The sequence below is a fragment of the Pontibacter liquoris genome (assembly GCF_022758235.1).
Taxonomy (GTDB): domain Bacteria; phylum Bacteroidota; class Bacteroidia; order Cytophagales; family Hymenobacteraceae; genus Pontibacter; species Pontibacter liquoris.
The window spans coordinates 2,286,983-2,299,349 of sequence record NZ_JALEBG010000001.1; the positions used below are offsets into that span (position 1 = coordinate 2,286,983).

7 protein-coding genes are annotated in these 12,367 nt (G+C 51.3%); all 7 read left to right on the forward strand.

Features of this window, described 5'->3' with window-relative positions; genetic code table 11:
* The first annotated feature begins 147 nt into the window (after positions 1-147).
* The 7 genes from LWL52_RS09445 (at position 148) to LWL52_RS09475 (ending at position 12,017) form a co-directional block, all read left to right on the forward strand.
* The gene (locus LWL52_RS09445; RefSeq protein ID WP_242919171.1) at positions 148-3,546 is read left to right on the forward strand and encodes a UvrD-helicase domain-containing protein; all 3,399 of its coding nucleotides are present in this window, start codon (positions 148-150) and stop codon (positions 3,544-3,546) included.
* 237 nt (positions 3,547-3,783) lie between these two features.
* Positions 3,784-4,212 carry a VOC family protein gene (locus LWL52_RS09450; RefSeq protein WP_242919173.1) on the forward strand — a complete coding sequence of 143 codons (429 nt, stop codon included), beginning with the start codon at positions 3,784-3,786 and terminating at the stop codon, positions 4,210-4,212.
* A 215-nt stretch (positions 4,213-4,427) separates the two neighbouring features.
* The gene (locus tag LWL52_RS09455) at positions 4,428-7,328 is read left to right on the forward strand and encodes a PD-(D/E)XK nuclease family protein (protein ID WP_242919175.1); all 2,901 of its coding nucleotides are present in this window, start codon (positions 4,428-4,430) and stop codon (positions 7,326-7,328) included.
* A 356-nt stretch (positions 7,329-7,684) separates the two neighbouring features.
* A complete protein-coding gene (locus LWL52_RS09460; protein WP_242919177.1) occupies positions 7,685-8,095 on the forward strand; it encodes a DUF4625 domain-containing protein in 411 nt (136 codons plus the stop codon).
* 272 nt (positions 8,096-8,367) lie between these two features.
* Entirely contained in the window at positions 8,368-9,123 is a 756-nt protein-coding gene (locus tag LWL52_RS09465; RefSeq protein WP_242919179.1) for a metallophosphoesterase, read from the forward strand.
* 155 nt (positions 9,124-9,278) lie between these two features.
* On the forward strand, positions 9,279-10,352 hold the full coding sequence (locus LWL52_RS09470) for an FUSC family protein (protein WP_242919181.1): 1,074 nt from the start codon (positions 9,279-9,281) through the stop codon (positions 10,350-10,352).
* A 195-nt stretch (positions 10,353-10,547) separates the two neighbouring features.
* The gene (locus LWL52_RS09475; RefSeq protein ID WP_242919183.1) at positions 10,548-12,017 is read left to right on the forward strand and encodes a M48 family metalloprotease; all 1,470 of its coding nucleotides are present in this window, start codon (positions 10,548-10,550) and stop codon (positions 12,015-12,017) included.
* Positions 12,018-12,367 lie beyond the last annotated feature (350 nt).

Here is a 12,367-nt window from a genome sequence, read left to right on the forward strand (position 1 = left end):
GATCTTATAGCCCCCGCCATCTACACATAGCGGGGGCTTTTTAAGACAAAGACTTAGAGGCGCTTATGCCCTGCTCCGAAATCTTTTTGCAGCAAACTTGTCTTTCGGGCTTGCTTCGGTGTATCTTTAAGTATAGAACCGATGCTTATGCCTTCACTCTTCAAGATATATTCCTCCTCTGCCGGTTCCGGCAAAACCTATCATCTCACAAAGGAATACCTGAAGCTGGCCCTGCATACCGCTGATCCGGATTACTACCGCGCCATTCTGGCCATTACGTTTACCAACGACGCCGCTGCCGAAATGAAGGAGCGCATCATGGGCGCTTTGCGTGGCTTTAATGATCCAACTCAATCCGAAAAAGCAAAAGCCCGCAGCGAGGAACTGCTCCAAAGTATAACTGCCGACCTGCAGCAGGAATACCCCGAAGAGAATCTGGACATCACCGAAATCAGAAGCCGGGCGGCCAAACTCTTCAGCCAGATCCTCTACAACTACAGTGATTTTTCGGTTAGCACCATCGATAGCTTTGTGAATAAGATTGTGCAGGCCTTTACACGGGAGCTCAACATTCCGCATAATTTTGAAGTGGACCTGGACTCGCAGACGTTGGTGAACACGGCCGTGCAGCTGCTGCTGGACAAAGTATCGGACAACAAAGACGACCTGCTATCTGAAACGTTGGAGCAGTATGCACTAGAAAAAGCCCGCGAAGGCCGCAGCTGGAACTCCCTGCCCGAAGACCTGGCCGATTTTGCAAAAAACCTGCTCAATGAGCAAGTATACGAAGCTGTTACGGACCTGCAGACGCTTACGCTCGAGGATTTTAAACATATCCGTACGCAGTTAAAAGAATTGCAAAAGGGAATAGAAGAAGCCCTGCACGAAGACGCTGCCCAGGCACTTGCAGCCATCGAGCAGGCCGGCCTCGCTCCTGCTGATTTCTTCCAGGGGAACCGCGGCATCTGGGGCTATTTTTATAAATTTTCTCGGGAAGCTGACCTGAACTACGGCAACAACTATGCCCGCCAGAGTATAGAAGACGATAAATGGTATGCCGGCAAAGCCAGCACGGCTACTAAAAACCAGATCGATCATATAAAGCAGCAACTCACCGATTTATACTTCCACATCGAGGAAATCAAGCAGGAATATGCGGCCACTTCCACCCTCATCAACGCCATTGTACCGCATCTTTATAAAGTCTCGGTGCTCAACGAGCTGGAAAAGTGCCTGCAGGAGATTAAGCTGGACAAAAATACGGTGCACATCTCCGAGTTTAACAAGCGCATCATTGATATAGTACTCAAAGAACCGGTGCCCTTTATTTATGAGCGCCTGGGCGAGAAGTATAACCACATCCTCATCGATGAGTTTCAGGACACCTCGGTGCTGCAGTGGAACAACCTGCTTCCGCTGGTAGATAATGCCCTGGCTTCGGGGCACTTCAGCATGGTGGTGGGCGATGCCAAACAGGCCATTTACCGCTGGCGGGGCGGCGAAATGGAGCAGATATTACATCTGTATAAAAAGAACACGGCCAAACTCTACCAGAACCGCCGCCACGGAAGTATGATCCGCGAACGCTACGAATCGGTGGATCATGCCCTGCGGCCCGACGAGCTGAACACCAACTATCGCAGCCGCGCAGAGATCATCTCCTTTAACAACGAGCTGTTTACTTTTATCAGCCAAGGGCACGAAAACTTCGGGATGTTCGCCTCTATTTACGACGAGAAATTTGTGCAAAGCGTGCCCGAAGGCAGCGACAAAAGTGGCGGACATGTGCAGATCATGTTCACGCACCCCGAGGACGAAAACTACAAGTATGACCTGGATGGTTGCTCCCGCACCGAAGAACTGTACGACAGCTATACCCACCCGGTTATCCTGAGCTACGACGAGAGCATGCTCAACATGGTGCTGCAACTGGTCAACCACGGGCTGGCCGAAGGTTATACTTTAAAAGATATGGCCATCCTTTGCCGCACCAACAGCAAGAGCAAGCTCATTGCCAACTTCTTAAAAGAGCGCCGCTTTGATATCATTTCGCAGGATTCGCTTTCGCTGCAGTTTGCCGAGGTCATCAACCTGATCATTGCCCTGTTCCGTGTCTTTAACCGGCCCAACGATACCCTGGCAAAATCAGAGGCCTTGTACCTGGTGTGCGCCGTAGCTCTGGAAACCATACCCGATACCGGCATGACGCAGCGCATCGCCCAGATTGCCAACACCCCGGATCCGCAGCCTTTGTTCGACCAACTGCGCGTGTTTGGCTTTGATGTGAAAGAGCGGGAAACGGGCAACCTGTCTATCTATGAATTGACCGAACAGCTGATCCGAATCTTCGGCCTGCTGGACAAAAATAATGAGAGCGAATACCTGTTCCGCTTCCTGGACCTGGTACTGGAGTATAGCCTGAAAAACAGCAATAACCTGAACAACTTTCTGGCTTACTGGGAAGTGCAGAAGGAAAAGCTGAGCATCAACACGCCCAAAGACCGGAATGCCATCACTATCACCAGCATCCACAAGTCCAAAGGCCTCGCCTACCCGATCGTGATCATACCGTTTGCCGATTGGAGTACCGAGCCCATGAACCGGGCCTTGATGTGGAGCCAGCTGCCCGATGAGATAACCGTAACAGGCAAGCTGCGCAGCGTGGCAGTTAACATAAGTTCTAAACTGGAGACAACCATCCTGGGGGAGCAATACAGCAACGAGGTGGAGAAAACCTTTATCGAGAACCTGAACATGCTCTATGTGGCCCTCACCCGCCCCATCGACCGGCTTTACCTGATCGGCAACAGCAAAGATCTGCTGGACGATAAAAAAGCCGCTAGGGCGCTGGATGGCAATGCTAAAAATGTAAGCCATTTGCTTTACCGCTACCTGGTGCACAAAGGCCTGTGGCAGCCGGGGCAGTTCTGCTACCAGCTGCACAAAGGGGGCTCGGGGCAGCACCATACCACCATCTCGTCTGATAAAACATACTTTCTTGAGCACCTGGTCACCACCGATTGGGCCCAACGGCTGCAACTTAAACAGCACGCCAATAACGTGTTCGACTTTGAAACCCAGACGCTGCAGCGTGCCGTGAACAAGAAACTGCATTATGCCCTGTCGCGGGTGCTGGAAGCCTCCCAGTTAGATGCGGTCCTACGGCAGATGGTTAACCAGGGCATCATCAGCGAACGCGAAAAACCGGAGCTGGTTACCCGCCTGCAAGGAGTGCTGAACCATCCCAAACTGCGGCATTATTTCTCGGATAAGGTAGTGGTAGAGCATGAAAAAGAGCTCCTGGATGCCCGTGCCTACCTGTATAAGCCCGACCGCGTGGTGTTTGACGGCGAACAGGTGGTGGTGCTCGAATTCAAGTTGCCGCCACCCGAGCCCGAGCACCGCAATAAACTGGACCATTATGCCGTACGCTTTAAGCAGCTGGGCTATGCTAAGGTAAAATGCCTGCTTTATTACTTTGATACCGGGCAAGTGCAGGAGTGGCAGTATGGCGGCAAAAGTATGCAAATTGGGCTAGCTTTGTGACGATCCTCTACTGAGAACAGAATTAGCGCCTGTTCTTCCTTCTGATGAAAGTATAAAGGCTATAATTGAGCTTTTTGGTGCTTCCACCAAAATCCTTTCAGGATGACAGGTAAGAGAAAAAAAGGAAGTACGAATCAATAACAAGTAAAACGCCCATCCTTTGTTAAGGAAGGGTCAGGGATGGTTGGACTACGACAAACCACCATCCTTAATCATACAGAAATAAAATACCATTATATGGAACAACGCATTACGATTATTACCCTTGGCGTTAAAAACCTGCAGCGCTCGAAGGATTTTTATCAGAACATACTGGGTTGGCAGCCCCTGGACAGCAGCTCGGAAGGCATTGTGTTCTTTCAGCTGAACGGCATACAACTGGCGCTCTTCCCGCAGGAATCGCTAGCCGATGATGCCGGCTTACCGGCCGATGGCAAGGGATTCCGCGGCTTCTCGTTAGCGCATAACGTGGGCTCCGAAAAAGAAGTGGACGCGCTGGTAGCGTCGCTGGAAGAAAAAGGCGTGCGGGTGTTAAAGCAGCCTGAAAAAGTTTTCTGGGGCGGATACAGCAGCTACATCGCCGATCCGGACGACAACCTCTGGGAGATCGCCTACAATCCGTTTCTGCCCCTGGATGAGAAAGGAAATACCGCCAGCATACATTAGGCTATTGGCAGTAGCCAGTTTGTTTTAGCCGGCCACACCGCATTTGTCCTCCTGAATAGATCTTAGTTGCCAGCGGGTGTAGCGCATACTACTATAAAGCAGTTAAAGAGGCTCTCATACAAGATCCTTTCAGGAGAACAAAGTCTTCAATTGAGTACTTTACCTCCGGGTATATGCATTCAGTTATTCAATCATTCAGTCATTCAAAATTACCCGTGCAGACTTTCCTCGAGCTCACCGCCAAGTACGTTTACGAGAAGTATAAAGAGAACATCAGCGAGCTGTGCATCATTCTGCCCTCCCGCCGCGCCAGCTTTTTCTTTAAAAATGCGTTGGCACAGGCTGCACCGGAGCCGATCTGGTCGCCGGAGGTAGCGGGCATGGAAGATTTTATTACGCGCCTGGCCCAGACCGATGTGCTGGAACCAATCAACCTGCAACTCGAGCTCTTTGACTTGATGCGCGAGCAGGACCCGCTGCTCGACTTCGACCAGTTTGTAACCTGGGGCGGCACGCTGCTGGATGATTTCAGCCGCATCGACCAGAACCTGGTGGATGTGAGCAAGCTGTTCGAGTACCTCTCGGAAGCAAAGGCGCTGGAACGCTGGGATCCCAAGTTCCTGGGCAAGGCCATCTCCCCGACCATGAAGAAATACTTCAGCCTCTGGGACAACATTGAGAAAACGTATCATAACCTGCAAAAGCGCCTGCTCCGCAACAAGCAGGCGTACACCGGCATGGCTTTCCGGAAAGTGGCCGAAAACATCAACCGCATTGCCAAAGAATCGAGCTGTAAGCAGTACATTTTTATTGGCCTCAATGCCCTGACAGCTTCCGAAGAAGTGATCATTAAAGCCCTGCTCAAGCACGACAAGGCCGAAGTGCTGTTCGACTCGGATAACTTTTACATGGAGGAAAGTACCCCCAACCGGGCCGGCACATTTCTGCGCAAGTATAAAAGCACCTGGAAACTGCCCGAGTGGCGCTGGCAGCAAAACCTCTTGCTGACCGACGACAAGGAGATCAGCGTGATCGGGGTAGCCAATGCCAGCATGCAGGGCAAACTGGCCGGGCAGCTTTTACAACAGATCCGGCAGCAGGACAAGCACGCGCAAACGGCCATCATCCTACCCGACGAAACCCTGCTTTTGCCGGTGCTGCACTCCATCCCCGACGAGGTGCCCAACTATAACGTCACCATGGGCCTGAGCTTTAAAGGCACCCCTCTGTTCAACCTTATCGACCTGCTGTTTGAAGTGCACCTGACCGGCGTAACCCAGCTGCAGGAATCGGGCTACAAAGTATACCAGTACCACCACCTGTCGGTTACCAAACTGCTCACGCACCCTTTTATCCGCAGGTATGAAGTATACCTCAACGAACAGCCCGGGCAGGTTAAACACCATGGCCTCATCCAGCAGGTTATCGATAAAATAGTGGCCGATAATCGGGTGTTGGTATCAGCGCAGGACCTGCTGCACATGGGCCGGCAACACCCACTTTTCGAGACACTCTTTAAAACCTGGCGCGATTGCGATGATATTATCGCGGCCATGTATAATCTCATCGAGCTGCTGCGCGAAGTATACAGCCACCAGCCCAACACCATTGAAACCGAGTATCTCTACATCTTTTATACCCTGGTAAAGCGGCTCGACACCATTTTCGATTGCCGCGAGCACAAGATCGGGGTGCGCAGCTTCCGTAAGTTTCTGTACGAGCTGATCTCGGCCACCCGATTGCCCTTCAGCGGCGAGCCGATCTCCGAAGTACAAATTATGGGTATGCTGGAAACGCGGGCGCTTGATTTTGAGAACGTCATCATTCTGTCAGTAAACGAGAACACCTTACCGGCGCCAAAGCGTCACGAATCGCTGATGCCGTATGATGTGCTGCGTGAGTTTGGCCTGCCCACTTATTCGGAGACGGAAGGCGCGATGGCGTATAATTTTTACCGCTTGCTGCAGCGCGCCAAACGCGTGCATTTACTTTATGTGCTTCCCTCCGATACCTATGGCTCGGGCGAGAAAAGCCGGTTTATCCTGCAACTGCAGCATGACCTGGCCTTGCGCAACCCGGGCATCACGTTCCGGGATCTGACAGCGGCCGTAGAGCAGCAGCAAACAAAGAATTATGACGAGGACATCCTGATTGAAAAAGATGCGCAGACGCTCACGCAGCTGAAAAAAGAGCTGGAAAAGGGCCTCTACCCCTCGCACCTTAACATGTACATCAACTGTTCGTTGCAGTATTATTTCAGCCGCATTGCCAAAATACAGGAGATGGACGAGGTGGAAGAGCAGTTGGGCACCGATAAATTTGGGACGCTGGTGCACCAGGTGCTGGAAGATTTTTTCCGCCCATTTGAGCAGAGCGGCAAGCCGATTTTAGCAGCAGATGTGGCCCTGATGTTGCAGCAACTGCCCGGGCAGGTAAAAGAAGAATTCCGGAAAACCACCCGCGGTGCTTCGCCGGAGCGGGGCATGAATTATCTGCTGTTTAAGGTAGCGGTGCAGGTGCTGGAAAAATACCTGGAAAAACTAAGAGACTCCGACGAACTGCCGCTTTATGTGCTGCGCCTGGAAGACACGCTGGCCGCTATACTTCCCGTAGCAGTAGGCGGCGAGGTGATTCCGGTGCGCATTGCCGGCAAAGCCGACCGCATTGACCTGACCGGCAATGCACTGCGCGTGATCGATTATAAAACCGGCAGGGTGGAGAAAAGCCAACTACAGGTGAAGCCCGAAGATATGGCGTTGCACTTTACCAGCGACCGCAAATTTGACAAAGCCCGCCAGCTCTGGCTCTACCAGTATGTGCTGCAACGTAACCTGCAGGAGCAACCGGACATCATCCTGAAAAATGCCCGGCATATGGAGGCGCACCACATTGTTCCCAGGTCCGGCATTCTGTCGTTTCGCAACCTGGAAGACGGCGTGCTGGTGGCCGAGCTCCCTTTCGGAAAAGAAGCGGAAAACACCAATTTTATATCGGCCTCAGAGCAGCTGCTGACCGATTTTGTAAAACATATGCTGGACCCCGAAGAGCCAATCCGCAAAACCAATGACCTGGAAGTTTGCCAATGGTGCCCGTACCGGGGTATCTGCGCGCGCTAGCAGCAGCATTCCCAAACGCTTAGTATCATACTTCTTTAAGCGTCAGGCGGCTAACGAGCGTTGGCTGCCTGACGCTTTTATTTGCCGGCACCCGCACGCGCCGTTATATCTGAACAGCTTGCCTCTTTCCGCCAGAGCTCCCCGTTAACAAAAGACGTACCCAGCCTAGAAATCTAAATATTATACTATTTACATATAGTATATCCTAAAGACCTTATTGCTGTTTACCTAACATAACTTTATAAAAATGCCCACGTTTAGATGTATCGGTTGGTTGAAAGGCTAAGAACCCGAAACAATCATACTAAATATTATACAATTTAATTATTATTAAAATTTTAGCTCACGTTACTAATATGAAAAAACTGAACTGGCTTTTCGCGCTTTTGTTTGTCCTTGCTTTTACTGCTTGTGATGACGACGATAATGATGTCACACTTGACACCACTGCGCCTGTAATAACGATTACTTCCCCTACTGCCAATGCCTCGTATGCTGCAGGCGCGCAGGTGCCGTTCAAAGCGACGGTGACAGACAACGAAGGACTTGATAAATTGACGGTATCCGTTACAGATGCCGGTGGTACTGTCCGGCAGGTTGATGATCAGAAGATCAGAGACTTCCTGAACGATAACACTAAAAAGGACTTAGAGCTTAATATCGGACTGGACGCCAATGCGGCAGCCGGCTCTTATACGATCATTGTAACAGCTACTGATAAGCAGGGCAATAATGCCTCGCAGTCCATTGGTTTTACCGTGATGTAAGCCCCTCTGTTTAAACGGCTAATTCGTTTAAAAGCATTTAAAATGCCCTGCCACTGATGCAGGGCTTTTTTTATGGCTCTATGAGGGCGCACTTTCGGATTTACATAATATAGCAGCCCATACTTGCCCTATACTATTTATCAGGAGTTAGCAGTATAAACCAGCTTCAACCGCTTTGGAAATAGTTTCGGTAAATCCTTTCCCTCTCACGTACTTTATAATGAACAGGTCTAGTTACAAGTAACAGGCGGCATGATTTTGCAACGTACTTTATGAAACGATTCGTCACCTCCGACAGCCACGGCGGCTACAGAGCACTGGTACAATGCCTGGCGCGCTGCGGCTTCGACAAGAAAAACGACCAGTTGTTTTTCCTGGGCGATGTGGTGGATGGCTGGTCCGAAACAAAGGAAAGTATAGAGCTGCTTTTATCGCTCAGGCACCTGCTTTTTTTGCTGGGCAACCACGATCAATGGGCGCTGGCTTATTATTCCCACCAAAATGGCAGGAAGGCGGCCTCTGACAGCTGGCAGAGCCAGGGCGGTCGTGCTACCGTAAAATCTTATGGGGCTGCAATGCCGCCGGCACACCTGGCGCTGCTGCAAAAAGCCCGGCTATACCATATCACTTCTGATAACATCCTTTTTGTGCATGCGGGTTTCGATGAGTGCATACCCATAGAAGAGAACGACGCCTATACCCTTCTCTGGAGCCGCGATTTTGTGGAAGAGCACTACAGCCACTACAAGCAGCACAAGCCCGATCGCATCAGCCCCTACAAGGAAGTATACATTGGCCATACCCCCACCATTGCGCTTGACAGGAAGCAAACCTCGCCCCTGCATATGGAAAACCTGACCCTGATCGATACCGGGGCTGCTTTTACCGGTTGCCTCTCTATCATGGATCTGGATAGTAAACAGGTCTGGCAATCAGACAAAGTAATGACTTTATACCCCAATGAAACCGGCCGCAACAGGCAAACCTGGAACCAGCTTCTGAAATCAGGAGGCTCCGTTTTTTATTAGGTGTTGTCTTGGTTTATACCTAACACTTTTTACCGGAAGAAAGCAGGCGCTATCCGTATCAAAACAACACGACCTACGTTGCAGGATAAATCAGGTATAAAGCACATCTTTGTAGCTGTACCTGCCGGGCAAGTATTTAAGCAACAGCCATACCCTTGTATAAAAGCATCCAGTTCCTTGCCCGCTTCGGGCTAACCTTACAGATCCTTAAAACGGCTTTAGCCGCTGCCGTCGCCTGGTTTGTCGCCACCAGCCTGTTGCATGCCGAGTACCCCTATTTTGCCGCCATCGCCGCTATCCTGACCGTACAGGTTACCGTAGCCGATTCGGTGGATAAAGCCTCACAGCGCATAATTGGTATCATTGGCGGCGTGCTGGTCAGTATGGTGCTGGGGCGTTGGTTTGAGATCGGGGCTTTATCTATTTTCCTTGTGATTCTCATCGGCATGGGCTTTGCCAAGGCGCTTCGCCTGAACCCGCAGATCATCTCGCAAGTGGCCGTCAGTTCGTTACTGGTGCTGGCTTTTGGCAACACCCGCCACGGGTATGGCTATGAGCGCATCATCGAAACCATGATCGGCTCTGGGATTGCCGTGCTAATAAATGCCCTGATCGTGCCGCAAAATGCCATTCCGGATGTGGAGCGCAGCATCCGTACCTTCAGCAACCTGGCCCAGACAACGCTTATCCAGCTCACGAGTTTGCTGGACACAAGCGGCAAGCGCCGCAAAACGGGCCGCTCGGAAGTAGACGCCCTCATCAGGGAAGCCGAAAACTGCCACCAGACGCTGAAGCTGGCCGAACAGAGCCTGAAGTATAACCCTTTCCTTACCCCTAAACGCACCCGGTTAAAGCGCCTGGCTTTGCGCATTAAAATGCTGGAGCAGATCACCACACAGATCCGGGGCATCCGGCGGGGGCTGGCCGACCTGCAGGAAACAGACATCAACCACAACCAGGCTATTTTACTGCAGCTGAAAGGGGCCATGGAAGCAACGGCCAACTGTATAGGGGCATTTGGCGAAGCCATACTTGATCACTCCGAGCCCAGGCTCCGCACCCTGCGCACCTGCATCCTGGAGGCGCGAAGCCAACAAACCGATTGCCTGCTGAACCTGCGGAATACGACTTCGTTAGAGATCTTGCGCGATTTGGGCAGCATTCTGACCGACCTGAGCCGCATAGTAACAGAAACCGAAGTGCAGCATACCAGTACAGAAACGCCTTAGCTGCCGGGTAACCCGCTCCCTGCGGCACGTAGGCGTTAAGTCATCATTCCTTTGCACTTTACCGGCTCACCTTGCTCTCCTAAGCGCCATTGTAACTATCCCCTTTACAAAGTCGTTGAGGGGTAAATAAAACTTTCCTAATATATGATCCCTGTCGGGAAAAACAGGTATGGGAAATTAACATGATCCTACACTATGAAAAAAACAACCATAACAGGCTTTATAGCAGCTATATTGCTGCTATTTAACTCCTGTGCCACTAACCCGGTCACCGGCAAAAAAGACCTGATCTTTATGTCCGAAGAACAGGAAGTTGCATTAGGGCAACAGACCGACCCGGCCGTGGTGGCCCAGTTCGGGGAATACAACAGCCCGAAACTACAGGCATTCATCCAGGAAAAAGGCCAGGCCATGGCCGCGGTCTCCCACCGGAGCAACCTCAAGTATAACTTTAAAATTGTGGACTCGCCGGTGATAAACGCCTTTGCCGTACCCGGTGGCTACGTATACTTTACACGCGGCATTATGGCGTATTTTAACAACGAAGCGCAGTTTGCCGGCGTGTTAGGCCACGAGATCGGGCACATTGCCGCCCGCCACTCGGCACAACAGCAAAGCAAGGCTACCCTGGCGCAGGTGGGCCTTATTGCCGGTATGGTGCTGGCGCCCAATGTCGCTTCGCAGTTCGGCGATGCTGCCTCGCAGGGGCTGGGCCTTCTGTTCCTTAAATTCGGGCGCGACGATGAGCGGGAAGCCGATAAGCTGGGCGTGGAATACTCTTCCAAGATCGGGTATGATGCCGCCGAAATGGCCGACTTCTTTTTAACCCTGCAACGCGAGCAGGAAGCCAGCGGCGCCGAAGCCATCCCCGACTTTTTGTCTTCACACCCCAACTCTGCTGACCGCTATGAGGCGGTGAGCAAAATGGCGACCGAATGGAAACAGAAGCTTAGCCTGACCCATGCCGAGGTAGACCGGAATGATTACCTGAAGCTCATTGACGGCATTGTGTTTGGCGAAGACCCGCGACAGGGATTTGTGGAGAACCAGGTCTTTTATCACCCGGAGCTCAAGTTTAAGTTTCCCATTCCCAATGGCTGGAAATATATGAACTCGCCACAGCAGTTCCAGATGGTGCCGCCCGACGGCAAAGCGGCCATGTCGCTGAGCCTGGTACCCGGCGAAACCCTGGAAGCGGCAGCCCAGCAAATGCTGCAGCAATACCAGTTGCAGGCGCTCGAATCCAAGAATGTAACGGTAAATGGCCTACCGGCCCTGGCCATTGTGGCAGACCAGAAACCGCAGCAGGACCAACAACAGCAACAGCAGCAGCAACAGGTATTGCGCACGCTTACCTACCTGATCAAGTATGGGGGCAACATTTATAGCTTGATGGGCATCAGCACGTCCGATAACTTTGATACCTACTTCCAGCAATTCAGCGGCACCATGCAGAATTTCAGCCAGCTCACCGATCCGGATAAGCTCAACAGGCAGCCCGAGCAAGTCCGCATTAAAACGGCTGCGCAGTCGGCTTCGCTTGGCCTGGTGCTGCAGAACTTTAAAGTGCCCCAGGACAAGCAGGAGGAAATGGCTATTCTGAATGGCATGCAACTAACTGACCGCATTGAAAAAGGAACCCTGATCAAAGTGGTTGAGAAATAAACCAATCGCATCATCATAAAAAAGGCTTCGCATCAAGTGAAGCCTTCTTTATGATGATGTCCTACCCTACTCAGGCCCTTACGATGGCGCAAGCGTCCGCTTGTGCCCTGTTCTTTCAATTAGAAAGGCTATATATTTTTGATTAGTATAGCATTAAGCAAAATCATCCGCTTAACCCTTCTAAGGGTAGGGCCCTTAAGTTCTACTTTTTTGTCATCCTGAAAGGATCTTGTGGGCAAGCCGCAAAGGCTTAACCTCCCTGCTACCAAGATTCTTAACAGAATGACAGTGTGTTTGAGATTATCTTGTTATAACTTAACAGCCCTGCCTTCAAAAGAGGAATTTTTCTT